General features: G+C 71.7%; 24 protein-coding genes, 1 pseudogene and 1 riboswitch. Of the genes and pseudogenes, 11 read left to right on the top strand and 14 right to left on the bottom strand.

Annotation, left to right across the window (positions count from 1 at the left end; translation table 11 throughout):
* Positions 1-40 precede the first annotated feature (40 nt).
* Entirely contained in the window at positions 41-502 is a 462-nt protein-coding gene (locus tag ACEZDG_RS34175; protein ID WP_380517705.1) for a MarR family winged helix-turn-helix transcriptional regulator, read from the top strand.
* A 73-nt stretch (positions 503-575) separates the two neighbouring features.
* The gene (locus tag ACEZDG_RS34180) at positions 576-1931 is read left to right on the top strand and encodes an MFS transporter (RefSeq protein ID WP_380517887.1); all 1356 of its coding nucleotides are present in this window, start codon (positions 576-578) and stop codon (positions 1929-1931) included.
* On the opposite strand, the gene ACEZDG_RS34185 is transcribed toward ACEZDG_RS34180, so the two are convergent.
* Complete coding sequence (locus ACEZDG_RS34185; RefSeq protein ID WP_380517890.1) at positions 1921-2874, bottom strand: NADP-dependent oxidoreductase; 954 nt, start codon at positions 2872-2874, stop codon at positions 1921-1923. The two genes, ACEZDG_RS34180 and ACEZDG_RS34185, sit on opposite strands and share 11 nt — an antisense overlap.
* Before the next feature lie 134 nt (positions 2875-3008).
* Between ACEZDG_RS34185 and ACEZDG_RS34190 the strand changes: the two genes are divergently transcribed.
* Positions 3009-3443 (top strand): winged helix-turn-helix transcriptional regulator, encoded by a 435-nt coding sequence (locus ACEZDG_RS34190; protein ID WP_380517708.1) that lies wholly within the window; start codon positions 3009-3011, stop codon positions 3441-3443.
* Between the two features lie 49 nt (positions 3444-3492).
* Here ACEZDG_RS34190 and ACEZDG_RS34195 read toward each other — a convergent pair whose 3' ends face one another.
* Positions 3493-6681: a glycoside hydrolase family 3 C-terminal domain-containing protein gene (locus tag ACEZDG_RS34195; RefSeq protein ID WP_380517711.1), complete on the bottom strand. Its 3189-nt coding sequence runs from the start codon at positions 6679-6681 to the stop codon at positions 3493-3495.
* Positions 6682-6816: 135 nt separating this feature from the next.
* Positions 6817-8013, bottom strand: coding sequence for a GH12 family glycosyl hydrolase domain-containing protein (locus tag ACEZDG_RS34200; protein WP_380517714.1), 1197 nt, complete (start codon positions 8011-8013; stop codon positions 6817-6819).
* 560 nt (positions 8014-8573) lie between these two features.
* Here ACEZDG_RS34200 and ACEZDG_RS34205 point away from each other — a divergent pair.
* The 3 genes and pseudogenes from ACEZDG_RS34205 to ACEZDG_RS34215 form a co-directional block, all read left to right on the top strand.
* A pseudogene (locus ACEZDG_RS34205) lies at positions 8574-9068 on the top strand (carbohydrate binding domain-containing protein); the annotation flags it as partial.
* Positions 9069-9110: 42 nt separating this feature from the next.
* Entirely contained in the window at positions 9111-10112 is a 1002-nt protein-coding gene (locus ACEZDG_RS34210; protein WP_380517893.1) for a sheath polysaccharide-degrading enzyme, read from the top strand.
* Positions 10113-10200: 88 nt separating this feature from the next.
* A complete protein-coding gene (locus ACEZDG_RS34215; protein WP_380517717.1) occupies positions 10201-11097 on the top strand; it encodes an NmrA/HSCARG family protein in 897 nt (298 codons plus the stop codon).
* A 41-nt stretch (positions 11098-11138) separates the two neighbouring features.
* Here the strand turns inward: ACEZDG_RS34215 and ACEZDG_RS34220 are convergent, their stop codons facing one another.
* Positions 11139-11534 (bottom strand): hypothetical protein, encoded by a 396-nt coding sequence (locus ACEZDG_RS34220; protein WP_380517720.1) that lies wholly within the window; start codon positions 11532-11534, stop codon positions 11139-11141.
* 174 nt (positions 11535-11708) lie between these two features.
* The gene (locus ACEZDG_RS34225) at positions 11709-12071 is read right to left on the bottom strand and encodes an MmcQ/YjbR family DNA-binding protein (RefSeq protein ID WP_380517723.1); all 363 of its coding nucleotides are present in this window, start codon (positions 12069-12071) and stop codon (positions 11709-11711) included.
* A 152-nt stretch (positions 12072-12223) separates the two neighbouring features.
* Here ACEZDG_RS34225 and ACEZDG_RS34230 point away from each other — a divergent pair, with 152 nt between their 5' ends.
* Positions 12224-12781: a DinB family protein gene (locus ACEZDG_RS34230; protein WP_380517726.1), complete on the top strand. Its 558-nt coding sequence runs from the start codon at positions 12224-12226 to the stop codon at positions 12779-12781.
* Here ACEZDG_RS34230 and ACEZDG_RS34235 read toward each other — a convergent pair.
* The 7 genes from ACEZDG_RS34235 to ACEZDG_RS34265 all read right to left on the bottom strand — a co-directional run bounded on the left by ACEZDG_RS34235 (position 12768) and on the right by ACEZDG_RS34265 (position 19789).
* Complete coding sequence (locus ACEZDG_RS34235) at positions 12768-13265, bottom strand: AAA family ATPase (RefSeq protein ID WP_380517729.1); 498 nt, start codon at positions 13263-13265, stop codon at positions 12768-12770. The genes ACEZDG_RS34230 and ACEZDG_RS34235 overlap by 14 nt on opposite strands.
* Positions 13266-13501: 236 nt before the next feature.
* A complete protein-coding gene (locus tag ACEZDG_RS34240) occupies positions 13502-16585 on the bottom strand; it encodes a M48 family metalloprotease (RefSeq protein WP_380517731.1) in 3084 nt (1027 codons plus the stop codon).
* Between the two features lie 65 nt (positions 16586-16650).
* The gene (locus tag ACEZDG_RS34245) at positions 16651-17178 is read right to left on the bottom strand and encodes a hypothetical protein (RefSeq protein WP_380517734.1); all 528 of its coding nucleotides are present in this window, start codon (positions 17176-17178) and stop codon (positions 16651-16653) included.
* 185 nt (positions 17179-17363) lie between these two features.
* Positions 17364-17894: a hypothetical protein gene (locus ACEZDG_RS34250; protein ID WP_380517736.1), complete on the bottom strand. Its 531-nt coding sequence runs from the start codon at positions 17892-17894 to the stop codon at positions 17364-17366.
* A 226-nt stretch (positions 17895-18120) separates the two neighbouring features.
* Positions 18121-18741, bottom strand: coding sequence for a methylated-DNA--[protein]-cysteine S-methyltransferase (locus tag ACEZDG_RS34255; protein WP_380517739.1), 621 nt, complete (start codon positions 18739-18741; stop codon positions 18121-18123).
* Positions 18738-19229, bottom strand: coding sequence for an RNA polymerase sigma factor (locus ACEZDG_RS34260; protein WP_380517741.1), 492 nt, complete (start codon positions 19227-19229; stop codon positions 18738-18740). Before ACEZDG_RS34260 ends, ACEZDG_RS34255 begins: the two co-directional genes overlap by 4 nt.
* Positions 19230-19276: 47 nt before the next feature.
* Positions 19277-19789 (bottom strand): methylated-DNA--[protein]-cysteine S-methyltransferase, encoded by a 513-nt coding sequence (locus ACEZDG_RS34265; RefSeq protein WP_380517744.1) that lies wholly within the window; start codon positions 19787-19789, stop codon positions 19277-19279.
* A gap of 302 nt (positions 19790-20091) precedes the next feature.
* On the opposite strand from ACEZDG_RS34265, the gene ACEZDG_RS34270 reads away from it, so the two are divergent.
* Positions 20092-21429, top strand: coding sequence for an alpha/beta hydrolase (locus ACEZDG_RS34270; RefSeq protein WP_380517746.1), 1338 nt, complete (start codon positions 20092-20094; stop codon positions 21427-21429).
* 78 nt (positions 21430-21507) lie between these two features.
* Positions 21508-21879 (top strand): VOC family protein, encoded by a 372-nt coding sequence (locus ACEZDG_RS34275; RefSeq protein WP_380517749.1) that lies wholly within the window; start codon positions 21508-21510, stop codon positions 21877-21879.
* 17 nt (positions 21880-21896) lie between these two features.
* Here the strand turns inward: ACEZDG_RS34275 and ACEZDG_RS34280 are convergent, their stop codons facing one another.
* Positions 21897-23081 (bottom strand): trans-sulfuration enzyme family protein, encoded by a 1185-nt coding sequence (locus tag ACEZDG_RS34280; RefSeq protein WP_380517751.1) that lies wholly within the window; start codon positions 23079-23081, stop codon positions 21897-21899.
* A gap of 61 nt (positions 23082-23142) precedes the next feature.
* Between ACEZDG_RS34280 and ACEZDG_RS34285 the strand changes: the two genes are divergently transcribed.
* Entirely contained in the window at positions 23143-23661 is a 519-nt protein-coding gene (locus ACEZDG_RS34285; protein WP_380517754.1) for an Lrp/AsnC family transcriptional regulator, read from the top strand.
* A 26-nt stretch (positions 23662-23687) separates the two neighbouring features.
* On the opposite strand, the gene ACEZDG_RS34290 is transcribed toward ACEZDG_RS34285, so the two are convergent.
* Complete coding sequence (locus ACEZDG_RS34290) at positions 23688-24224, bottom strand: DinB family protein (protein ID WP_380517756.1); 537 nt, start codon at positions 24222-24224, stop codon at positions 23688-23690.
* 227 nt (positions 24225-24451) lie between these two features.
* Positions 24452-24627: riboswitch (cyclic di-AMP (ydaO/yuaA leader) on the top strand.
* A gap of 3 nt (positions 24628-24630) precedes the next feature.
* Between ACEZDG_RS34290 and ACEZDG_RS34295 the strand changes: the two genes are divergently transcribed.
* On the top strand, positions 24631-25800 hold the full coding sequence (locus ACEZDG_RS34295; RefSeq protein WP_380517759.1) for a glycoside hydrolase family 16 protein: 1170 nt from the start codon (positions 24631-24633) through the stop codon (positions 25798-25800).
* The last annotated feature ends 43 nt before the right edge of the window (positions 25801-25843 follow it).

A 25843-nucleotide genomic window follows, 5' to 3' on the forward strand; every position in this document is an offset into this window, starting at 1 on the left:
AAACTGGACAGTTGAGACTGTTGATATTACCGTGCGGAGCATGAGCGAGAACCCGAGCCCGTCGCCCTCGGCGATCCAGGCGTCACGCGAGGTCCGTGCGGTGATCAGCCGCCTGCGGCGGCGTCTGCTGAACGCCGCCGAGGTGGAGGACCTCACCCTGGGCCAGGCGTCCGTCCTGGCCCGGCTGTCCGACCGGGCCGGTGCCGACCGGGTCGGCGTCACCGCGAGCGAGCTCGCCAGCACCGAGGGGGTGCGGCACCAGTCGATGACCGCGACCGTCACCGCGCTCGCCGCGCTGGGCCTGGTGGAGCGGAGCCCCGACCCGGGCGACGGGCGGCGCCGGCTGATCGCGCTCACCGCCGAGGGCCGCCGCCGGGTCGCGGAAGGGCGGCAGGTCCGGCAGGAATGGCTGGTGGACCAGTTGCAGACCCGGTGCACCGAGGAGGAGCGGCTGACCGTGGTCGCCGCCATGGCCGTACTGCAGCGGCTGACCCATGACTGACGCCAGGGACGCGAGGACAGAGTCCATAGGCACGGCCGACCAGCCCGGTTTCGACCGGCGGCTGCTGCCGCCGATGATGCTGGGCTCGATCCTGAACCCGATCAACTCCACGATCATCGCCGTCGCGCTGGTGCCGATCGGCAACGCCCTGGGCGCGCCGCCCTCGCAGACCGCCTGGCTGGTGTCGGCCCTCTACCTGGCCACCGCGCTCGGGCAGCCGGTCGTGGGTCGACTCATCGACGTCTTCGGGCCGCGCAGGCTCTTCCTGGTCAGCACCAGTCTGGTCGGGGTCGCCGGGGTGATCGGCACCCTGGCGCCGAACCTGGGGGTGCTGATCGCCGCGCGGGTCCTGCTCGGATTCGGCACCTGCGCCGGCTATCCGTCGGCGATGGCGCTGCTGCGCAGCGAGGGCCGGCGCACCGGACGGGACAGCCCCGGCGGGGTGCTGACCGCCCTCGCGGTCACCAACCAGACCATCGCCGTGATCGGCCCGCTGCTGGGCGGACTGCTGATCGGTCTCGGCGGCTGGCGCGCCACCTTCGCGCTGAATGTGCCGCTGGCCGTCGCGGCCGTGCTGCTCGGGCTGCTCCGGCTGCCCGGTTCCGCCGGAACGGGCGAGTCCCCGCAGCGTGGACGCCTGGCCGCCCAGCTCGACCTGCCCGGCATGGGCCTGTTCGCCGCGACGCTGATGTCGCTGCTGCTGTTCCTGATGAACCTTCACCTGCGCGACTGGTACCTGCTGGTGCTCGCCGCGGCGGCGGGAATAGCTTTCGCCGCACGGGAGTTGCGGGCCGGCACCCCCTTCGTCGACCTGCGGGTACTGGGCGGCAACCCGCCGCTGCTGGCCACCTACGGCCGCGCGCTGGTCGCCTATGTCGTCTCCTACGCCTTCCTCTACGGGTTCACCCAGTGGACCGAGGAGGGCTACGGACTCTCGCCCTTCCACGCCGGGCTGGTGCAGATGCCCATGTTCCTGGTGGCGATCGGGGTCTCGGTCCTCTCCGGGCGGCGCCCGGGCGTGCGCGGCAAGCTGCTGGTCGGTGCGGTCGGACAGATCGTCGCCTGCCTGGTGATGCTGACGCTCGCCGGCAGCAGCCCGGTGTGGATGCTGGTGCTGGTCGCCCTGGTCTTCGGCATCCCGCAGGGGCTGAACAGCCTGGCCCTGCAGAACTCGGTCTACTTCCAGGCCGATCCCGAGCGCACCGCCTCCTCGGCCGGGCTGCTGCGCACCTTCGCCTACATCGGCTCGATGGTCGCCTCCTCCACCGCCGCCGCCTCCTTCGGCCCGCGGGTCACCACCGGCGGCATGCACCACCTCGCCTGGGTCATGCTCGCCGCCGGGGCGCTCTTCCTCCTGCTGACCGTCTCCGACCGCACCCTCGGCCGGGCGCCCGGCTCCGCGCCGCTGCCGGGCCGGCTCAGGGCGTGACGCTCAGCACGAGCTTGCCGCGGGTGCGGCGGGCCTCGCCGCGGGAGTGGGCCTCGGCGGCCTGCTCCAGCGGGAACACCTGCTCCACCTCCACCCGCACCTCTCCCGCGTCGATCAGTCCGGCGATCCGGGTCAGCGCCGCCCCCTCCGGCTCGACCAGGAAGGCGCTGGTCCGCAGCCCCCGCGACTGGGCCGCGTGCAGCAGTTCCGGCGAGACGCCGGAGGGGACGGCGACGAGCAGGCCACCGGGGCGCAGCACGTCCAGCGAACGGGTGCTGGTGCGGTCGTGCCGGTCGCCGACCAGGTCGATCACGACGTCGATGTCCTTGGCGGCGTCCTCGAAGGGGACGGCGGTGTAGTCGATCAGCTCGTCGGCGCCCAGCCCGGTGAGCCAGGCATGGCGGGAGGCACTGGCGGTGCCGGTGACATGGGCGCCGAGGTGCTTGGCGAACTGGACGGCGAAGTGTCCGACCCCGCCGCCGGCGGCGTGGATCAGCACCCGCTGGCCCGGCCGCACCCGCGCGGTGTCCACCAGGGCCTGCCAGGCGGTCAGCGCCGCCAGCGGTACGGCGGCGGCCTGCTCATGGCTGAGGCCGGCCGGCTTGCGGGCGAACTGCCGGGCGGGCGCGGCGACGTACTCGGCGTAACCGCCCGCCTCGCGGGGGAACCAGGGCATGCCGAAGACCTCGTCGCCGGGCTCGAGGGTGCTCACCCCGAACCCGGTCTGCTCCACCACCCCGGACACGTCCCAGCCCAGCACGAACGGCGGCTCGCCGAGCACCCCGGCCATGCCGGCCCCGGCCCGGGTCTGCCAGTCGACCGGGTTGATCCCGGCGGCGTGGACCCGCACCAGCACCTCGGTCGGCAGCGGCACCGGCCTGGGCACCTGCTCCACCCGCAGGACCTCAGGACCACCGAGGGTGTGCTGCACCACCGCGCGCATCGAGGACACGTCGACTCCCTTGTACCGTATCCGGCGAAAGGCCGCGTATCGGCCCTTCGTCCGGTGGGCTTGACCGTAGCCCCGGAGGGGTGGTTACCATCAAGGGAACCTACTTCCCATCGGGAAGTATCCAGGTGAGGAGCACCCTTGTGACCATCGGCTGCCGGACCGGTCAGCATGCCCACCACGACGTCTACGCGGCCCAGTGCCCGTGCCGGGCGATGCTGGACCTGCTGGCGAACAAGTGGTCCGCGCTGGCCATCGGCGCCCTGGAGCAGGGGCCGCAGCGGTTCGGGTCAGTGCAGCGGCTGCTGCAGGGCGTCAGCCCCAAGGTCCTCACCCAGACCCTGCGGCGGCTGGAGGATGCCGGCATCGTCGACCGGACCGTCTACCCCGCCGTGCCGCTGCACGTCGAGTACAGCCTGACCGACCTCGGCCGCAGCGCGGCGGTGCCGCTGAGCCTGCTGCGCAGCTGGGTCGAGGAGCACCTGGACGACACCACGGCCGCCACCGACATCGCCGACGCCGCCGCCGACCCACAGGGGACGGCCCCGGTGGCGGCGGGGTAACCGCCGCCACCGGGGCCGTCCGAGGATTCCCGGGACCGAGGGCCCTCGGTCAGGGCAGGGTCCAGGACTGGTTGGACGCTCCGGTGCAGGTCCAGATCTGGACCTGGGTGCCGGGCGTCGTGGACGAGCCCGTGTCGTCCAGGCACTTGCCGGACGCCGGGTTGAGCAGGGCCCCGCCGGCCTGCGGCTGCCAGACCTGGGCGCCGGTGCCGTTGCAGGTGTAGAGGTCGACCAGGGTGCCGTTGGCGGTGCCGGCCGCGTTGACGTCCAGGCACTTGCCCAGGGCCTGCAGAGTGCCGCCGGACACGGTCCACTGCTGGGCGCCGGTGCCGTTGCAGGTGTAGACGTCCACCTTGGTCTTGTCCACGGTGCTGGCTCCCGCCACGTCGAGGCAGAGCCCCGCGTACCCGGTCACCGGACCGGTGGAGCCGGACCCTCCGGTCGAGCCGGCCGGGGAGGTCCAGGACTGGTTCGCGGCGCCGGTGCAGCTGGAGAGGGTGACCTGGGTGCCGGGCGTGGTGGAGGAGTTGGGATCGTTCAGGCACTTTCCGGAGGCCGGGTTCAGCAGCGCGCCGTTGGCCTGCGGCTGCCAGACCTGCGCACCGGTGCCGTTGCAGGTGTAGAGGTCGACCAGGGTGCCGTCGGCCGTCCCGCCCGCCTTGGCGTCCAGGCACTTGCCCGCCGCCTGCACCGTGCCGTTAGACGCCTCGGACCACTCCTGGCCGTTGGTGCCGTTGCAGGTGTAGACCTCGACCTTGGAGCCGTCCGTGTTGTTGTCACCGGCCAGGTCGAGGCAGAGCCCGCCGACCCCGACCAGCGGGGTGGCCGGGACCGCGTCGGCCGGAACCACCGTCCAGAGAACGGTGGTTGAGGCGAGCGCCCCGGCCGCGTCCTGGGCGGTGACGGTGGCGGTGTACGTGCCCGCCGTGGTCGGTGTGCCGGTGATCAGCCCCGCGGCCGAGATCGAGGTGCCCGCGGGCAGCCCGGTCGCGCTGAAGGCGGGGGTCTGGCCGGCGGTGCTGTCGTGCGCCGCCACCTGGACCGACACCGGGGAACCGGCCAGGCCCTCCTGGGTACCGGGGTTGGTGACGGTCAGCGGCTGGCCGAGCTGCGCCGAACCGACGGACAGTGAGCCGGTCAGCGGCAGGTTGGTGTCCGAGTCGCCGACCGAGATGCCGTAGCTGCCGGTGCTGGTGGCCCAGGCGTTGGAGGTGGCGTTGTAGTACTGCAGGTTCTGCTGCGTCAGCGGGAAGCTGACGGTCTGGCTGGCGCCCGGCTGCAGGTTCACCCGGGCGAAGCCCTGCAGCTGGCGCGGGGGTTCGCCGGAGGCCGCCGGCTGGGTGACGTACAGCTGGGCGACGTCGGCGCCGGCCCGCGAGCCGGTGTTGGTGACGGTCGCGGTGACCGTGGCCGCGCCGCCCGCCGACAGCGTGCCCACATGCAGGTTGCTGAAGCCGAAGCTGGTGTAGGACAGGCCGAAACCGAAGGGGAACAGGGGGGTCAGTCCATTGGCGTCGTAGTAGCGGTAGCCGACGTCCACGCCCTCGGAGTACTGCACCGTGCCGTTGGTGCCCGGCCACTGCGCGGCCGTGTGCGCGGGCAGTTGGGACAGCGAGGTCGGGAAGGTCACCGGCAGGTGGCCGGAGGGGTTGCTGTCGCCGAACAGCAGCGAGGCGATGGCCGTGCCGTCGCCCTGCCCCGGGTACCAGCCTTCCAGCACGCCCTTGACCGAGCCGATCCACGGCATGGTCACCGCGGAGCCGGTGTTGAGCACCACGACGGTGTTGGGGTTGGCCGCGGCGACGGCGGAGATCAGCGAGTTCTCCGCGCTCGGCAGGTCGATCCCGCCCAGGTCGCTGCCCTCGCTCTCGAAGTCGCTGACGAAGACCACCGCCGCGCCGGCCGCGGCAGCCGCCGAGGCCGCCGAGCTGGTCGAGGAGCCGTCGTTGTAGCTCACGCTGACGCCGCTGCCGCCGGCCCGCGCGGTGATCCCCTGCAACGGGGTGACCGTGCCGCTGGAGTTGACGGCCGCGCTGCCGCCGCCGGCGCTCTGCGGGGAGCCCGAGGCGTCGGCGCCGATCACCGCGACCGACCGGGTGGCCGATCCGAGCGGCAGCACATTGCCGCTGTTCTTCAGCAGGACCGTTCCCTCCTCGGCCAGTTGCACGGCCGTGCTCTGGTTGGCCGTGCTGGTGGCGGGCTGCGCGGGCGAGCCGGTCGGCGCCTTGTCGAACTGGCCGAAGGCGAACATCTCGGTCAGGATGCCCGTGGTCAGCGAGTTGAGCGTGGCCTGGCTGACCGAGCCGTTGCCGACCGCGGTCTGCAGCGCGCTGCCGTAGAAGCCGTCATTGCCGGGCATGTCCTGGTTCAGACCGGCGTTGGCGGAGGCCGCGGTGGCGTGGGTCGCGCCCCAGTCCGAGGTCACAAAGCCGGTGAAGCCGAACTGCTGGCGCAGCACGGTGTTGAGCAGATACGGGTTCTGGCAGGCGTAGGTGCCGTTGACGGTGCTGTAGGAGCACATCACCGAGGAGGCCGCGCCCTGCTGCACCGAGTCCTGGAACGCGGGCAGGTAGATCTCCTGCATGGCCCGGTTGCTGATCACCGCGTTGTCGGACGGTGTGTTGCGGTTGGTCTCCTGGTTGTACACGGCCAGGTGCTTGACCTGCGCCATCACCCCGGTGGACTGCACCCCGCGGATGTCCGCGGCGCCGAGCTGGCCGTTCAGGTACGGGTCCTCCCCCATCGACTCGAAGGCCCGTCCCCAGCGCGGGTCACGGGTGATGTTGATGGTCGGGCCCAGGTCGACGGTGGTGCCCTTGGCCGCCTCCTCCGCGCCGATGACGCTGCCGTAGGTCTGCTCGGCCGCGGTGTCCCAGGTCGACGCCACATTGACCGGGGCCGGGAGCTGGGTGACACCGGTCATGCCGTCGGCGACCCCGGCCGGACCGTCCTCCAGGTTCATCGCCGGGATGCACAGCGAGCCGATGGCCGGGGTGAAGCCGACGTAGCTGGAACCGCCGGCCCCGGTGGCCAGGGTCACCTTCTGGGCCGTGGTCATCTTCGCCAGCAACTGGGCCACCCGCTGCGGGATCGGCGCGGTGGAGTGCACCCACGGGCACGCGGCGGTGGTCGTTGCGGCGGCGGCTGCCGGGGTCGCTGCCGACGCATCGGCGTTCGCCGCCGGGGCGACCGCGCCGAGGACGCCGGAACCACCGGCGACCAGGGCAAGTGCGGCCATCAGGGTTGTCTGTTTTCTCGTTGATATCCGGAACCTGCGCATGAATGCCCTCCAGGGGTGGTGTGGGACGGGCGCCGCCCGCGGGTGGGCCCGACGGCCCGGTCCGCACGGGCGGCCTCGGTCAACTCGGATCGGTCAACTCGGCAGGATCCACTGCTGGTTGGCGCTGCCTCCGCAGTCCCAGATCTGCAGCCGGGTGCCGTTGGCGGAGCTGTTGCCGGTGGCGTCCAGGCAGCGGCCCGAACCGGTGTTCACCAGTGCGCTGTTGGCGCCGGAGTGCCACTGCTGCGCGGCGGTGCCGTTGCAGTCGTAGAGCTGGACCTTGGTGCCGTTGGCGGTGCCGGCCGCGGTCACGTCCAGGCACTTGCCGAGCGCGCGGACCGTACCGTCGGTGCCCACGGTCCAGGACTGGGCCGCCGTGCCGTTGCAGTCGTAGAGCTGCACCGCCGTGCCGTTGGCGGTCGCGGCGCCCGCGACATCGACGCACTTGCCGCCGAAGCCGGTGATCCGGCCGGTGGGTCCGGTCCCGGTGCCGCCGCCGGTGCCCTGGGTCGCGTTGAAGGAGAAGGAGTTGGTGGCGAGGCCCTGGCCGCCCTGCCAGATCTCGAAGCCCGCCTCGGCGTCGATCAGGTACGCGTTGGCGCCGGTCGTGCCCCGCCCGACCGAGTCGTTGATCATCGCCTTGACGTCGAGGTTGCTGACCGAGGTGGCACCGCCCTGGAGGACGTACGACACGATGTTCCAGGCGGCCTGACGGCCGGTGTAGACGTCCCAATTGTGGCCGCTGATCGTGGCGGTGGCGGTCTTCGACCCGAACGGGGCGACTCCCCCGCGGCTGTTGAGCCAGATCATGATCTCGCTGTCGTCGGGCTGGCCGCCGGTCGTGGGAGCCGAGTTGGTCCACAGGTCGTACGCCACGTCGTACGCGCCGGAGGCCGGCTGCACGGTCGACCAGGAGGAGGTGGCGCTGCCCAGTTTGCTCACCTGGATCGGGAGGTTGCTGCCGGTGGTGCAGGCACCCCAGTGGCAGCCCTTGTAGATCGAGGGATAGGTCGCGGGTGCGCCGCCGGACAGGTTGAAGTCGGCCGTGCTGACCGACCAGGCCGTCCCGGTCGTGGCCGTCACGCACTGCGGCGCGCTGGAGTTCCACTCGTTGTTCTGCAGGGTGTACTCACCGCCCGCCAGGCTCAGCGACCCCTGCGGCTGGCAGTTGACGACGGCCGCGGCGGCGCTCGCGGTTTGGGCAGTGACGACGGTCGGCACGGTCAGCGCGATACAGCTCGCCGCGATGGCCAGGACAGCCCGTAGGCGGCCCGAAAGACTTCGAAACATGAACACAACCCTTCAGGTGGGGGAACACCTCCACAGAGTCCGGGAGCGTTCCAAGCTGTGCTTACGTTGTCGTTGGAGCGCTCCCAGGATGCGTTGGCCGCATCGCTTCTCCGAGGGGGGACAGGGGGTGAAGAGGCCCGCACAAACGGTGACAATCCCGCAATTCGGCAGCTGACAGTCGGTCAGAAGCGGGCTTTCGAGTGCGATTGAACTCGCCCCAGCTTCTGCGGTCAAGGTCTGGACCAATTTTGCGGCGCCTTCCTGACGAAGAGCGAGTCGACGGGTACATGACTTCAAGTCATGAACACATGGGCCACCGGGATACCAGCGGGCTGTTTTCTTGTTCAACCCACTGAACACACAGGTGACCGCACGGGCGGTGGCGGGCCCGGCGCCCTCGTCCCGGGAGCGGGTCTTGACGGGCCTTCTGGTCTAGGCCAATTTATGCATGTACACGCTTGCCGAAGTCTTACCGCGCCCGAAGACCGCGCCCCGAGGACGACCCCCACCTTGTCCGTCCGGCGCGGGCTGCTCCGCCCCCACGAGCACCGGAGTCCGCCATGCCCGAACGCGCCCGTTCCGCACGTCCGCCCCTGGGGTCCGTCCGGGGTGCAACCCGCGGACGCCGCACCGCCGCCACCGCGTCCGTCGCGGCGGCGGTGCTGGTCGCCGGCTCGCTGGCCCTCGCGGCGGCGGAGACCGCCGCCGGCGCCGCCACGGTCAACCTGCTGTCCAACGGCGACTTCGAGACCGGGACCCTGTCCGGCTGGACCTGCTCACCGCTGGACACCGTGGTCGCCTCCCCGGTGCACAGCGGCAGCCATGCCCTCCAGGGCGCGGCGTCCGGGAGCGACACGGCCCAGTGCGCACAGTCCGTCAGCGTGCTGCCGAGCACGACCTACAGCCTGTCGGCCTACGTCCGGGGCGCGTATGTGTACCTCGGAGCGACCGGAACCGGTGTCAGCGCCAGCAGTTGGACGCCGAGCGCGACCGGCTACACCGCGCTCACCACGACCTTCACCACCGGCCCGGCGACGACCTCGGTGCAGGTCTACACCCACGGCTGGTACGGCCAGGGCGCCTTCGACGCGGACGACATCACCCTCAGCGGCCCGTCCGGCCCCAGCACCAGCCCGTCCGCCAGCGCCTCGGCCACGGCCACGGCCACGGCCTCCGCCTCCGCTTCTGCCACAGCCACAGCCACGACCGGCAGCGGCAGCACCGTGCAGGTCAGTACCAGCGCCGGGCTCAAGGCGGCGCTCGCCGCGGCCGTGCCCGGGCAGACCATCCAGCTCGCGGACGGCACCTACACCGGCAACTTCGTCGCCTCCGTCCCCGGGACCGCGCAGAGCCGGATCACCCTGACCGGCTCCTCCGCCGCCGTGCTGACCACCAACACCGGCGGCGGCTACGGACTGCACCTCGACGGGGCCTCGTGCTGGACCGTGCACGGCATCACCCTCGGGCACGCGCAGAAGGGCATCGTGGTCGACTCGGCCAACCACGTGGTCATCGACGGAGTGAACGTCGGGAACCTGACCATGGAAGGGGTGCACTTCCGCAACTCCAGCCAGTACGGCGTGCTGGAAAACTCCACGATCCACGACACCGGCACCCAGGGCGACGGCAAGGGCGAGGGCGTCTACGTCGGAACGGCCAACACCCTCACCGACAACAGCGACTATGTGCAGATCCTCAACAATGTGATCGGCCCGAACATCGGTGCGGAGAACATCGACCTGAAGGAGGGCACAACCGGCGGCCTGGTCTCCGGCAACACCTTCGACGGCAACGGGCTCACCGACAAGAACTTCGACGACTCCTGGGTGGATGTGAAGGGCAACAACTACACCATCCAGAACAACAAGGGCTCACACACCCTCAAGGACGGATTCCAGACCCACAGTCAGGCGGCCGGCTGGGGCTGCGGCACGGTCTTCCACGGCAACACCTCCGACCTGACGGCCGCCACCATCAGCCCCTCCTACGGCATCGATGTCACCGACTACAACGCCGCGACCTGCCCGGTGACGATCACCCCCGACAACACCGCCACCGGCGGCGACGGCCTCGTCAACCCCGGCATCCCAGTAGGCTGACGGGCCGGCCCGCCCCGCTCGGATCCCGTGGTCGGACTCTCCGGCGGTTTGTTCCCGCAAAGCTGTTGGTGCACCGTATGTTTGGCGCATGACACAGGAATCCGATCTCGCCCTGGCGAACCTCCCCGTGGCCGTGGCCGGCGCCACCGGAGAGCAGGGGGGTGCCGCGGCCCGCGCCCTGTTGCGACGGGGACGCCCGGTGCGTGCGCTCACCCGCAGCCCGGGCTCCCCGGCGGCCGACGCGTTACGGGCGCTCGGCGCCGACGTCGTCTGCGCCGACTTCGACGACAGGGCCACGCTGGACGCGGCGCTGGCGGGCGCCGGCACGCTCTTCGCGATGTCGACCCCCTTCGGCACCGACCTCGACGCCGAGATCCGCCAGGGCACCGCCCTGCTGGACGCCGCCGCCGCGGCGGGGGTGCGGCACATCGTGTTCACCTCGGCCGCCAACGCCGACCGGGCCACCGGCGTCCCCCACTTCGACAGCAAGCACCGGATAGAGCGGCATCTCGCCGAGAGCGGTGTGCCGTGGACGGTGATCGGGCCCGCCGTGTTCATGGACAACTACACCACCGAATGGACCCTGCAGTCGCTGCGCAACGGCGTCCTCGCCCTGCCGATGCCCGCCGACAGCCCGCTGCCGCTGATCGCCACGGCGGACATCGGCGCCTTCGCCGCGTTCATCCTCGACCACCCGTCCGAGTTCGCCGGCCGGCGGATCGACATCGCCGGCCAGCTGGTGACGCCCCGTCGGATCGCGGCGGCGATCGCCACGGCGAGCAAGCGGGAGATCACCTACCAGGAAGTTCCGCTGGCCGTGATCGAGGAGTCCTCCGCCGATCTGGCGTCGATGTTCCGCTACTTCCAGGAGACCGGCCTGGAGGTCGACGTCGAGGCCCTGCAGCGCTCCTACCCGCAGGTCGACTGGCACACCATCGACTCCTGGGCCGCCGACCAGACCTGGGACCTCGCCCCCCAGCCGTAGTCAGGCCTTGACCAGATCGCCCAGCGGGCCCCGAGGCAGCGTCACTGCCTGCTCCAGGCGCGGTATTCGCGGCGGACGTAGGCGCGGGCGCTGCCCTCGGCGGTGCCTTCGGCGGCGTCCTCGGGCAGTGGGAGGTCGGCCGCCTCGCCGCCGGTGCCGTGCTTGCGGTCGTACGCCCACAGGTCGCGGGCGGTGCGCTCGGCGTCGGCGACGCACCCCTCGACGTCGTCCCGGCGGCTGGCGAGGCCGACCACCAGCAGGGCCGTGCGGTCGTTCGCAGCGGCGCGCCGCAGCAGGAAGGCGCGCTGCTCGGACGGGGTGAGCCGGTCGGTGAGCGCGTCGAGCATGAGGTCCATGAGCAGCGACAACTCGGTCTGCAGGGCCGGGGCTCCCGCGTACGGCTCCTCCACGGCAGGGGGATCGGCTTCCTGGCTCACGCCTCCCTGCCCTGACGGTCGGTGTCGGCCTGCTCCGCGGTGGCAGCGATCACGAGCGCGTCGTGTTCGACGTCCATCTCTCCCCCATTGTCTGGATCCTGACACCAGGTCTAGCAAATCCGCTGACACCCGCGCATGAATATGGGCATAGAGCCCCACAAACCTGATGTCGGCTCAGCCGTTGCCCGGTTTCCAGCCGGGCAGGTGGAAGGTCTCGGCGAGTTCGGCCGGGGCGGCCTGCCGCCAGGAGTCGACCACGATGTCGCGGAGCTCGTCCGCCCCGTCCAGGGCCGCCAGCCGGGCCCGTACCCAGGAGGAGTTCGCCTCGTGCGGCGGCACCCAGAACTTCTCCGGCTCGGAGGCGATCAGCTCGTACCGGTCCTGCCGGGGGCAGCGCACGGCGAAGGACGTCCCGTCGTCGGGGACGGTGACGAACATCCGGCCGGCGACGTGGAAGGTCGGGTGGTTCCAGAGTTCCTTCTCCACCGTCTGCGGCAGGGACAGGGCGATACGACGGACGTCGTCGGCGTCGAGCACGGGGAACTGCCTTCACTTCGGCGGGCGGGCGGGTGTACCGGCAGCCGAAAGTGTACGGCGCGACACCCCGCCGCACCGCTGACCGACGCCGCGGGCGCACCGGCGCGAATTCAGTGCTGTTCCGGGGGGTCCAGACCCTAGACTCAGCGCCCATGAGCGACCTCAACGATCTTTATGACCTGGACGAGCAGGGCCGCCCGGAGCCTCCGCTCGCGGCGGGCGAGACCGCCACCCTGCTCGGCTTCCTCGACTACCAGCGGGCGACCCTGGCCTGGAAGTGCGCGGGCCTGGACGCGGACGGCCTGGGCAGGACGGTCGCCGCCTCGCCGATGACCCTCGGCGGCATGCTGAAGCACCTCGCCTACGTCGAGGACCACTGGTGCTCCCGGTCGCTGCACGGGCAGGACCCGCAGCCCCCGTGGGACACCGTGGACTGGAAGGCCGACCCCGACTGGGACTGGCACTCCGCCGCCGAGGACACCCCCGAGCAGCTCTCCACGCTCTGGCAGGACGCCGTGGCCCGGTCCCGCTTCCTGGTCGCCCAGGCACTGGCCGACGGCGGCCCGGAGCAGCCGGCCAAGCGTGCCTGGGCCGACGGCCGTGCGCCGAGCCTGCGCTGGATCCTGTGCCATCTGATCGAGGAGTACGCACGGCACAACGGCCATGCCGACCTGCTGCGCGAGTCGGTCGACGGACTCACCGGGGAGTGACCGCGGGTCCTTCAGCGAAGGGCGCGTCGAACAGCTCGAGCTCCGCCGCTCCCGGTACCTCGATCGCGGCCTCACACTCCGCCAGCAGCTCCGGGGAGATCACCGCGGCCCCGGGCTCCTTGTTGCGCAGGCCGACCCGCCTGTGCAGTTCGCTCGACGGCACGTCCAGGTAGCGCAGCTCGACCGCGGCTCCGAGCGACCGTGCCAGCAGCCGCATCTCGTCCCGCTCGGCACGGTCCCAGAATCCGTTCTCCATGATCACCACCGCGCCCCGGGTGAGCAGTTCCTGGGCGTGGATCCACAGGCGTGCCTCGACCCGGTCCCGGGCGTCGCCGTCGAAGCGGTCGAACCCGAGATCCACCATCCACTCGTCGGGGCACAGCCGCACCGCCGACAGTTCCTGCGCCAGCCTCCTCGCCAGCGTGGTCTTCCCCGCGCCCGGAAGCCCGCACACCAGGACCAGCCTCGGACGTTCAACGGCCACGGTCGCTCCCTGTCTCCCGAATCCCACGGATCAACGCTCCACGGAGAGCGATCGTGTCACCGTCCCAGTCCTGGCAGATGGAGCAACTCCCGTTCGCAGTAGGCAATGTGACAGTGACCAAGGTCAACCCCAAGTACCCCAGTGGCATGCACATGCCGGTATAGTGGTACATGGAAGCCCTGCTGTCCCCCCGTACGGCAGGGCTTCCACCGTACGCACCTCAGCCCGCACCGCGCTCAGCGGACCGCTTCGGCTCGCAGGTTCTTGACGAAGGCGCTCAGCGCCGCGTCGGCCAGGGTTTGCGGAAAGCGCCGCACCGCCGCCGTCGGACGCGCGCCCGTGTAGATGTAGTCGACCTGGACGGACACCAGGGTATGCCCGACCAACTCGCCGTAGTAGAGACCGGTGTCCGTCAGTGTGGCCGAACCGACACCGGAGACCAGGGCCAGGTCCTGCCGCAGGGCCGGGAACGGAGTGCCGGTCAGATCCCGTGCGGTCAGGGACACCTGGATGGGGCCGGCCCCCACGCCGCTGCCGAGCCACACCGAATGCGGGCACCGGGCGGTCTCCAGACGCGTCGGCGCGAGCGCGTCCCACGCCGTGGTGTAGGAGACGACACTGAAGACGACGGTCATTCCGGTGGCGATGACCCCCTTGGCCGGCACCTCATAGGTGTGGGTGATGTCGGCGCTGCGGGGCCGGGACCGCTCGGAGGCGTAGTCGCCGTCGAACAGGGTCTGACAGCGGTGCGGGCTGATGGTGTTCGTGGAGTGCTTGCTGTTGGGGACCGTCTTCCGGTCCGTCGGCAACAGGTCCCGAAGGCCGGCGAAGACCCGCTCGGCCGAGGCGTGGTCCAACGCCCGGCCGGGGTCACCCGCGCTGGTCGGAGGCGCGACCGAGGCCGTGGGCCGTGCGGAACCCGTCGGTGCTGCGGACGCCCTCGGCGCAGTGGAGACCTGGGGCACGCCCCGTTCCAGCGGAACGGCGCGTAGCGCGGCCAGACCGGCGCTCCGGTCATGGGCGGAGACGGTGACCGGCGCCAGCAGCCCCGCGACCAGGGCCCCGGCGAGCGCGGCGACGCCGAGACCGGTGCCCACAGCTATGGGCAGGGTCCCCACCGAACGGATCACCACCGGCCGTGCCGCGCCCGACGGCGAGCCCCGCAGCGAGCCCCGCAGCAAGCCCCGCCGCAGACGCCGGGCGAGCAGGACCAGCCCGACCAGCCACGGCAGGGTCGCCACCACAACGGTGCACAGGATCCACATCGGCCGACGCGCCGACTCCTGGAGCAGGTGCAGCGTGCCCCCGTAGCCGGACACGTCCGCCGTGAGGTACTCGACCAGGCCCGCGATCGCCGCGGTGACGAGCCCCGCGTTCAGCGCGGCCGGAACTCCCGCCGGAAGGGACCGGCCTCCGGCCCCGCCCACGTCCCGCGACCGGCCCCGGCCGGTCAGCAGGACGACCGCGGTCGCGCCCCAACCGGCCAGGGCGCAGATCCACCAGCCTCCGAAGACCAGCAGGTACTGGGCGTCCTCGGAGTGGGCGGCTCCGATGCGCAGTTGCCAGGACAGGGTCGAGGCCACCCCTCCGACGCCGGCCGCCGCAGCCACCACCGGCAGGCAGCGACGCGGCAGCGGGTTCAGCGAACGGACCCACCGGGCGCCGACCGGCCGGGGCAGGACGAGGGTGCATCCGACCAGCATCAGCAACGGCACGCCGTACCAGTCGCGCAGATCGCCGGCCCCGGACAGCAGTGTCCGGTTCTCCGCCGCACTCCCCCACCGCTCCTGGGCCACGAGCAGCAGGACCGCCACACCGAGGGCTGTCGTCAGGGCGACGGCCGCGGTGAGCACCGCCGAGACCAGGGCGAGTCTGCGCCGAGCACCGCCGACCGCGGACCCGGCGACACAGGTCGCGAGCCCGGCGGTGAAGACGGCGACTCCCGCCACCGCCAGTCCCCCCAACACCACGCCCACCAGCGCGAGATGACCGGGGAACAGGCTGACACCGCCCACCGGCTGGTTCCCCGGCGCCTGGAGCAGGTAGCCGACGACCAGGCCCAGAACCACCCCGGCCACCGGGCCCCACCAGGTCGGCGCCCTGCCCGCACGGGCAGCGGCCGTCACCCGGCCGACCCAGGCCGGGACGATCACACAGGCCCACAGCAGACCGGCCGAGGCGAACTCCAGGTCGGTCGGCAGCATGGGGTTCGCCCAGTGGGATCCCGACAGGTCCGCCAGCGCGATGTACACGCCCTGATAGGTGAACATGGCGATGAGACTGGTCGCCGCCGAGACCGCGAACCCGCCCTCCCAGTGGTCGGAATCCCCGGAACCACGGCGCCCGCCCGCCTCGGCACGCTGCTCCGGCGGCGGATGAGAGGCGGTCAACTGCTGGATCCGAAAGACCAGTTGGGCCAGATCCAAACCGGCGGGCCCGGACCGGGCCGGCGTCCTGGCCCGGGCGCCGAGCACCTCCCGCAGCGGGCCGTCCGCACCCAGCACCTCGACCGCGAACCGGTCGGCGGCCAGCTCGCGGCGCCGCAGCAGCGCCGCACGCAGGATCAGTACCGCCGCGGACAGGGCGGCCGCAGTCCACAACGAGGCCGTGTAGCGCGACACATGGGCTTCGGGGTGGCCGAAGAGGACCGAACTGATCGAGAGCAGCAGCACCGGGACGTTGAGCCATCCGGCCCACCACACCGAGGCGGCCCAGAGCAGGTCGCGGGAGCGTACATGGGCCAGTTCGTGCAGGACGATCACGTCGAACCGCGCCGGTTCGAGGTAGGCGTGTCCCAGCGGCAGCGCCACCACCGGCCGGGCCAGCGGCACCCCGGTGGTGAACGCCCGGCCGCCGAACCGGCCCGGAGCCACCAGTACCAGTCGGGGTCGCTGACGCCCGGTCAACTGCCAGACGTCGCACCAGATTTCAAAGCGATCGACAGCCCTCTGGGCCGCCGCGGCCGTCGCCGACGACCCGTCCCGAGCGCCGCGGTTCAGCCGGGCACGCATGATCAGCCCGCCGCAGACCATCAGCAGCCAGACGGCGACGACCACCGAGACGGCGCCGACCATCATCGCGACACCGTTCCCGTGGTTGTACGGGGCCTCGCAGTCGACGAAGTGCGGATCGAACGGGTCCGTGACGACGGCGCCGAACACGGGCACGGTGTAGCCGTATCCGGCCAGGCAGGGCAGGCCGGCGGCGAAGTGGCCCAGGTCGCGGGTGGAGAACAGGGCCTGCCCGGCTCCGCCGCCCATGACGGCCAACGCGAAGAAGGTCAGCAGGTAGGTCCACCACAGGTGGGGTGGTGCGGCCACCCGCGCCGCATCAGCAAAGGGCGACCCGGACCGGCGCGCGGGCTCGGGACGGGAGTCGGGATCCGTCAAGGGCGCTGCTGGGGATCGTCGTTCAGCGTCTGCCGCAGCGCGCCGTACAGGGCGTCCGCCAGCATGCCGGCCTCGGCGGCGGTCAGGCCGAGCGTCTCGCCGTGGGCGAGGCAGGCGGCCCGGAGGCGGTCGGCCTGGGCGGCGTCGAGGTTCAACTGCACCTGGGCGACCGGCGTGTCGGTGCTTCGACGGCCCAACCGCCGCAGGGTCCGCCGCTGTTGCCAGCCGGTGAGCGCGGCCGTTCCCAGGACCTGGGCGAAGGCGCCGGTGAGCAGCGGATAGACGATCTCGCTGAGCACCGCCGGGTCGATGCCGGAGGAGACCGAGCCGCCGGCCCATCCGCGGCGGCCCCGGCCGGGGCCCCCACCGTCCGTCCAGCGAGCGGGAATGCGTTCCAGCAGCTCGAGTTGCTCCGGAGCGGCGGAGGCGATCACGGCCCGCGCCAGATCCGCCAGCAGGAGGGTCGACGGCCCCGCGGGAGCCGCGCCGCCGTCCGAATTGCGCGTGTCCTGACTCTGCGTCATACGAATCTCCCCACTCGTCCCGTGATCACCGGAGCACACGGTGCCGTGCTGACATTCCGGCCCTGGTCCGGGCACCATGGGGGACGAGCACGGCGTTCTGGAAAGTTCATGAAGCATAGCGGGCTCCATGAGCGCCGGACGCCGTGCTCGCCGCCGTCACGCCTGCGTGCATGCTGACCTGCGTACTACTTGTACTGCAGGCTCCAGTAGTTGTCGTTCTTCGCCACCGGGGCGGTGATGACCTTCTTCCAGATGATGGTGGTCTTGCTGCAGGTGCCGTTGAGGCTGTACTTCTCGGCGGTGAACTTCTTGGCCGAGTGGAACATCATCAGCCGGGCCCACTTCTTGCCCGACTTCTTCGGGATCGAGTGGACCGCGTAGGTCCACGAGCCGCTCTTGCTCCAGCTCTTGCCCACGGTCACGGCGAAGGAGGTGCTGGCCTTGGCGAAGATGATCCCGGCCTCGGCCGACACGGTGGCCGTCCCGGAGGCGCTGACGGTGGCGGTCTTGGTCTGGTTGTAGGTCGGCAGGATGCTGCCGTTGATCGGCACCCAGGCGCTGTAGAGGTTGGTCGGGACCAGCACGCTGGACTTGTTGATGATGTCGTAGTGGATGCCGGCGTCCGAGCAGATCTGCGGGTGGACGGCGGCCTGGCTGGGGGCGGCGACGGCGACCAGCCCGCCCGTGGCCAGGGTGGTGGCGATGGCTGTGCTCACAAGACGGTGCATACGGTTCCTGTACTCCTGATGATGGAGCAGCCCGTCCGGGACGGGCTGGGTCCGGTGCGTGAACGGCTCGGTTGAGGCCTGCCGGCTCCCCCTGCCAGAACCGGGATTCTCCGAGGCGGGAGCCGGTCACGACAGTGAGTCAATCCATAAACCCATTGCTACACAAGTGAATTGAGGGAAAGTTGAGCAACCCTCAGAAACCGGGCCGGGACGGTCAGGCCGCCGCTTCCAGGGTCAGCAGCGCGGACTTCGCGTCCGGGCCGCCGACGTAGCCGCCGAGCGTGCCGTCGGTGCGCACCACCCGGTGGCAGGGGACGACGACGGGCAGCGGGTTGGTCGCACAGGCCGTGCCGACCGCACGGACCGCCTTCGGGTTGCCGACCAGCCGGGCCACCTGGGCGTAGCTCTGCGTCCGCCCGTAGCCGATCTCGGGCAGATGCCGCTGCACCAGCTGCCGGAAGCCGCTGGACAGCGACAGGTCCAGGGCCAGGTCGAAGGCCGTCCGGGTGCCGGCGAAGTACTGGTCGATCTCGCGGGCGGCCTGGTCCAGACGCTTCGGGGCGCGCAGCAGCCGGGGGCTCAGCCTGCCGGCGAGGGTCTCCAGGACCTTGTCGTGGTCCTCCCGGTCGAAGGCGACCCGGACCAGCCCCCTGGGGGTCGAGGCGAGCAGCAGGCAGCCGACCGGGGTGTCCACGGTCGTATAGGCGACGTCGAGCAGCCCGTCCCGCTCGGCCGCCGCCTCGAGGCGGCGGTGCAGCCGCTCCAGTGCCCCGGAGTCGGCGGGGGCCGGCGCCAGCAGGGCGGAGACCTCCGGCTCGTGTGCGGTGTCGTTCATGGGGTCGCTCCTCTCGCATACGCGTCCGGAAAGGTGGTCCGCAGTGTCTTGACGCCGTCGGCCGCGGCCCTGCGCGCCGCCTCCGGGGTCCCGCCGAGGATCTCGGCGATGTCCTTGTAGGGCAGGCCCGCGAAGTGGTGGTACGCGACGGCCTGCCGCTGCTTGGCCGGAAGCGCCTTGACGGCGTCCCACAGGTCGCGGTCGGGGCCTTCGGGCACACCGACCGCCGACGGCCGCTCGGGCAGGTCCCCGGTCGGGACGGCGCGTCTGCCCTGGGCCCGGATCACGTCGACGGCCTTGCGGTGGGCGATGGTGACCAGCCACGCCTGCACATTGGCGTCCTCCGGCAGGCCGGGGTAGGCGCGCAGCGCGGCGAGGAAGGTCTCCGACCAGGCGTCGTCGGCGTCGTGGACGCCGACGACGGCCCGGCACACGCGCAGCACGGTGTCCCCGTGGTCGGCCACCACCTGCTCGAAAGGCTTCTTCATCGTCCCTTTCCTGCTATCGGCTCCGGCGTTCCGCACAGCTCCGACGGTCAGAACAGCTTGGCGGCCTTCAGCTGCTCCGGCTCCTCCAGTTCCAGCAGGAACTGCTTGCGCTTCAGCCCGCCCGCGTAGCCGGTCAGCTTTCCGCTCTTCCCCACCACCCGGTGGCAGGGGACGATGATGGAGATCGGGTTGTGGCCGTTCGCCTGGCCCACCGCCTGCGCCAGCGCCTTGTCCCCCAGCCGCTCGGCGATCTCCCCGTAGGTCGTGGTCTCGCCGTACGGGATCTCCCGGAGGATGGCCCAGACCTGCTCCTGCAGCGGGTTGCCGTTGGTCGCCGTCGGCAGGTCGAACGCGGTCCGGTCCCCGCCCAGGTACTCCGTCAGCTGGGTCCGCGCGGCTTCGAGCAGGGCGTCGCCCTGGACCTCGACCCTGGTGCCCAGGCTGTCCACCGCCGGCATGTACCAGTGGTGCGGGAAGTAGACGCCCACGACGGCCTCGTCCGAGGCCACCACGGTCACCTCGCCCAGCACGGTGTCGACAAGCGCGTGGCGTGTGTACATGATCCCGGTCCTCTCTGCGTCCCGCATCGTAGCTCTCACCAGGTAGACGCGCGGCGCCCGGAAAATGTGAGGTCCTGGTACCGGTCCTCGGTCGTCGGATTCCCCTCCGCATCCTCGCAGACGCGGTTCCCGGACACGCCGACGGCCGTCGCCCGGCCCGGGGGTGGGGTCAACCTCACCCCCGGGCCGGGGGCCACCACCCTCGTCCGGGGCCGGCGCGGCGGGAGAACCTGGAGGGGGGCGTCCGCAGGGGCGGACGATCCGACCGGCACCAGAGGACACCAGAGGAAGGGCCCTCCCACATGAGCAGCCGCACCCTGACACCCCGTCACAGCCGCCGTTGGGCCGCGCGGGCCGCCGCCGTCGGCCTGGTCGCCGCGATGGCGGCGACGGCCGTTCCCGCGGTCTCGTTCGGCGCCCCGGCGGCGGGCGGCGGGCCCCACAGCACGCCGGTGCGCGGTCTGACCCTGCCGAAACCGACCGGGCCGCACCAGGTCGGCATCGTCGACCTGCATCTGGTCGACGCCGCCAGGCCGAACCCGTGGACGGCGTCGCCGGCCTACCGGGAGCTGATGGCCAGCGTCTACTACCCGGCCCGGGACACTGCCGGCCGGACCCGCGCCGCGCAGTTCCCGGCCGGTACCGCCGCCGCCTTCGACCAGTTGAACGCGGGTGAACTCGGCCTGCCGAGCGGCCTGGTCGACTGGGCCTCCACCCGTACCTGGGCCTACCGGGAGGCGCCCGCCGCCACCGCGCCGCGCGGCGGGTTCCCGGTGCTGCTCTTCTCGCCCGGCGCGGGCGACCCGCGGGGCTGGGACAGCACCGTGGCCGAGGACCTGGCCAGCCGCGGCTTCGTGGTGGTGACCATCGACCCCACCTACGACGCCTCGGGCGTCGAGTTCCCCGGCGGGCGGGTCGAGACGAGCGTGCTGCCGCAGTTGTTCGCCCAGGCGCAGCAGGACGGCACCGTCGGCGACCTGCTGCGGAAGGTGGTGTCCGTGCGCGCCGACGACGCGACCTCGGTGCTGGACGCGCTCGGCCGGATCGCCGCAGGACACGCCCCGGCCGGCGCCGCCCTGCCGGCCGGACTGGCCGGGTCGCTGGACCTGGGCCGGGTCGGCATGTACGGCCAGTCCGCGGGCGGCTCGACCGCCGCGCAGGCGATGTACCAGGACCGCCGGATCAAGGCCGGGATCGACCTGGACGGCATCCTGGAGTACGCGGGCGAGCCCACCCCCGGCGCACCGCTGATGTCCTCGGCCGCGAACGGGATCGACCGGCCGTTCCTGCTGATGGGCAGTCAGAGCGCGGACGGCGAGAGCCTCGCCTCCGACCCGTCCTGGCGTGCCTTCTACGACCACGAGCGGGGCTGGGTGCGGGACGTGACCATGGCCGGCTCGCGCCATGTCTCCTACACCGATGCCGAGAGCCTGGTCCCGCAACTGGCGCGGGCGCTGGGCCCGACGGTCCTGCCTCCGAGCACCGTCACCGACGACGTCGGCACCATCCGTCCGGCGCGGGCCGTCAGCCTGGAGGAGACCTATGTCGCGGCCTTCTTCGACCGCTGGCTGCGCGGCGGCCACGACCCGATTCTTGACGGAACCTCACCTACTTACCCCGAGATGCTCTTCCAGCACTGACGTCGGTTCAGCGGTTGCCATGCTGGAGCGGGAGCGACCCCGAACCCTGACCCCCGCCCACTGACCTCGGAGCGAACCGTGGCCCCTGTCATCGCACTCGCCTGCATCGTCATCGACTGCCAGGACCCGGCGCGGGTGGCCGCGTTCTACCGGGACGCGTCCGGCGGCGAGATCACCCACAGCGACGACGACTCGGCCTGGGTCACCATGTCGGGAACGACCTGGGTCTTCCGCAGAGTCGACGGCTACCGGCCGCCGACCTGGCCCTCGTCGAAAGTGCCGTTGCGGGTCCACATGGACTTCTTCGTGGACGACCTGGAGGCGGCCGAGAAGCAGTTGCAGGCCTACGGGGCCACCACGCCCGAGCACCAGCCGAAGGACCGGGCCCTGGGCCTGCTGGTGATGCTCGACCCGGCCGGCCACCCGTTCTGCCTCGCCACCCGCAGCTGACCCGAGCCGGACCGGACCTACCCGGCGGCGGCGTTCCCGGCCTGGTCGAGCGCCTGATCGAGCGCCTGGTCGAGATCGCTCCAGAGGTCGTCCGGTGCCTCCAGGCCGACGGACAGGCGCAGGAGCCGGTCGCTGATCCCGCAGGCCCTGCGCTGCTCGGGGTCCACGATCTGGTGGCTGATCGAGGCGGGGTGCTGGATCAGCGTGTCGACGCTGCCCAGGCTGACCGCCGGGGTGATCAGCCGCACCGCGGAGATGACCCGGTGCGGATCCCCGTCGACCTCGAACGCGACCAGCGCGCCGCCGGACGCCATCTGGTCGGAAGGGCGGCCCTGCTGGTGGCCCGGGTAGTGCACCGCCCGCACGCCCGGGTGCTCGCGCAGCCGGTCGGCCAGGACGGCGGCGGTGGCACTGGCCGCGCCGATCCGCAGCGGCAGCGTGGACAGGCCGCGCAGCAGCAGGTAGCCGGCCAGCGGGTGCAGCACCCCGCCGGTGGCGAAGCGGATCCGGCGCAGCAGGGCGGCCTGCTCGTCCCCGCAGGCGATCACGCCGCCCATCACGTCGCCGTGGCCGCCGAGGAACTTGGTGGCGCTGTGCAGCACCATGGCGGCGCCCTGGCGGGCGGGCTGCTGCAGCACCGGGGTGGCGAAGGTGTTGTCGACCAGCAGCGGCACGTCCCCGGCCTGGGCGGCGATATCGGCCAGGTCGACCTCGGCCAAGGTGGGGTTGGCGGGGGTCTCCACGAAGACCAGGCCGGTGTCGGGGCGCAGCGCCCGGCGGACGCCTTCCGGGTCGGCCCAGCTGACCTCCGTGCCCAGCAGCCCGGAGCCGAGCAGGTGGTCGGTGGTCCCGTAGAGCGGGCGGATGGCCACCACGTGCCGCCGTCCGCCGCTGAGCACGGCCAGCAGCGCGGCGCTGATCGCGGCCATCCCGCTGGCGAAGGAGACCGCCGCGGGCAGTCCCTCCAGATCGGCCAGAGCGCGTTCAAAGCGTTCGACGGTCGGATTGGAGACGCGGCCGTAGACCGGCAGTCCGCCGTCCCACTCCCCCGAGCCGAAGCCGTCGAGGCGCAGCGCCTCGGCCCTGCTGTCCCGGGAGGGGTAGGTGGTGGACAGGTCGATCGGCGCGGCATGGACGCCGAGATCGGCCAGGTCCTCACGGCCGGCGTGGACGGCCCGGGTACGGATGTCAGCGGGTTTCATGCCCATAGGTTCGAGCAATGTTCAGTGGCGCCACAACGCTTTCGATTATTATTCTGGCTCCATGGGAAACATCGAACTGGATACGGTTGATCTTGAGATCCTGCGGGTGATGCAGAACGATGCCCGGATCAGCAACAAGGACCTCGCCGCCGTGGTCGGCGTCGCCGCGTCGACCTGTCTGGACCGGGTGGCGCGGCTGCGCACCTCCGGAGTGATCACCGGGCAGCGGATCCAGGTCGACGCCGCCAAGCTCGGCCGCCCGCTGGAGGCGTTCCTGTACATCCAGGTCCGCCCGCACCGCCGCCCGCTGGTCGAGCCGTTCGTCGACCACCTGCTGGCCCAGCCCGAGGTGCGCGCGGTCTACCACCTCACCGGGCCCGACGACTTCCTGGCCCATGTGGCCACCGACACCAGCCAGGGCCTGCAGCGGCTGGTGCTGGACCAGCTGACCGTGCGCGACGAGGTGGTCCGGGTGCTCACCAACCTCGTCTTCCAGCACTGGCCCGGCGGCCCACTGCTCCCACCCGGAGCCACCGGGACCGCCGGGACCGCCGGGAACAACGGGAGCACCGGGCGCTGAAGCCCAGGTCCGGCGGCCCCGGGGGCCTACTTCCTCGCCCCGGCGGCGATCAGACCGAAGGCGGTGGCTCCGTCGAGGGACTCGCGGAGGATGTCGGCGTGGCCGGCGTGGCGGGCGGTCTCCTCCACCAGGTGCAGCAGGATCCAGCGGGCCGAGCGCCGCGAATCCGCGGGGAACCAGGGGGCCTCCGGCAGCGGGACGGTCAGGTCCAGGTCGGGCAGGGCGGTGATGATCTCGGTCGTCTCGGCGGCCACCGCGTCGGAGAAGGCCAGCACGTCGTCCACGGTCTCGCCCTCCACCAGCCGGAAGGAGTCGCCCCAGTTCGACTCGTCCCGCTTCAGCAGGGTGGGGCGCCCGGCCAGGGTGCACCTGACCCAGCTGCTCTCCATCTCCGCGCAGTGCTTCACCAGCCCGGCCACCGACAGCGCGCTGACCGTCGGAGCGGCTGCGGCCTCGGCCTCGGTCAGACCCGCCAACGCCCGCCGCAGCGCACCGCGCTGGGCCTCCACGAACTGCAGCAGGGCGTCGCGCTCATCGGTCTCTGCGGCTACCAGCGTGGGCATGGGGACCACCTTCCTCCTCGCTGCGCCCGACCCGTGCGGTCGATCGCGTGGTGCTCACGCTAGCCAGGAAATAGGTCTGTTTCGCTCCTAATCGGCCGTGGCGCGCGGTCCTGCTCCCTCGCTGTGAGTCCGCGCACATTCCGTTGTTCGATTCCCGTAAGCATGTCTAGCCTGCAGGTTCCGCCGTGGGCGGAGCCTGCCGCCGGGACGCCGAGTCCTGTCCACTCGTCGGCGGGACACCGAGCTCCAGTACGGACAGGAGCGGGGGAACCAGGTCAGTTGCCGAGTCCGCGCCCGAACGGGCGTGCGGGTCTCGGCTCGGGGTGAAGCCGCTCCCACCGGGCGGCCGGGCTACCTCAGTCCGAACCCGACAGCTCACCTCGCAGGCGTGACGAGGAACCCTGCCATGTCTCCTTGGATCACCCCCGCGCGCTTCGCCGCGATAGCCGGTGCCGCCGCCGTGGCCGCCGTCCCGCTGGTCGCCGTCCCGGCCCAGGCCGCCACCAGCGTCAGTCAGGACCGGCTCACCCCCAGCTCGATGACCGCCGGCGTCGCCGCCACGGCCTCGCTCACGGTCCACTCCAGCTCCTGCTTCACGGCCAGGACGCTCGGCGTGGGCGTCCGCGACGCGTCCGGCGCCAACCTCGACTTCCCCGGCTCCCGGAGCAACGTCCGGATCTGCCCGGGCGCGGTCTCCCTGACCACCGGCAGCCGGACGCTGCCGGCCGGCAGCTACACCGAGTTCGGCTTCTGGCAGGACAGCAGGGGCGGCTGGCACAACCTGCCCACCCGCACGCTGACGGTGGCTCCCGCCGCGGCCACCGGCCCCAGCACACCGACCCCGACGCCCACACCCAGCGCGCCGTCCTCGGCCCCGCCGGCCTCGCCCGTCCCCGGCACCTCGCTGGCCTGGTCGGACGAGTTCAACAGCCCGATCGCCTGGGGCTCGCGCTGGGTCGGCAGCACCAGCAGCGCGTTCCAGTACGGGAACCACAACCCCAACGACAACAAGCTCGACTGGCTCGACCCGAACGCGGTCCAGGTCGCCAACGGCGTCGCCACCTTCACCGCCGCCCCCTCCGCGCACACCCTGGAGAACGGCAAGCAGGCGTGGACCACCGGCCAGCTCACCACCGAGGGCTCGACCGAGGGCTTCCAGGTCAGGACCGGCGACTACGCCGAGGCCCGGGTCCAGCTGCCGACCGGTTCCGGCGCCTGGCCCGCACTGTGGACCTGGAAGAACGGCAACGGGGAGATCGACTCCTTCGAGTACCACCCCGACAACCCCAACCTGCTGGAACTGACCAACCACGTCAACGCCGCGCACGACTACTACACCGACGCCAAGGCCGTCGGCCCCGGCGACTGGGTGACCATCGGCACGTACTACGGCGCGAAGTCGGTGGACTGGTACGTCAACGGCACCAAGGTCTACTCGGACGGCACCGGCGTCGGCGCCGACTGGTCGGCCTACCTGAACCTGAGCCTGTCGGTCAGCGCCGGCCAGTACCACCCCGGCCCCTCCGGGACCGCCCCGATCACCTTCGCCGCCGACTATCTGCGGGTCTACCGCTGAGCCTTCCCCCACCGCTCAGCTGCTACGGTGTGAAATCGTTCGA

The sequence above is a fragment of the Streptacidiphilus alkalitolerans genome (assembly GCF_042511045.1).
Classification (GTDB): domain Bacteria; phylum Actinomycetota; class Actinomycetes; order Streptomycetales; family Streptomycetaceae; genus Streptacidiphilus; species Streptacidiphilus alkalitolerans.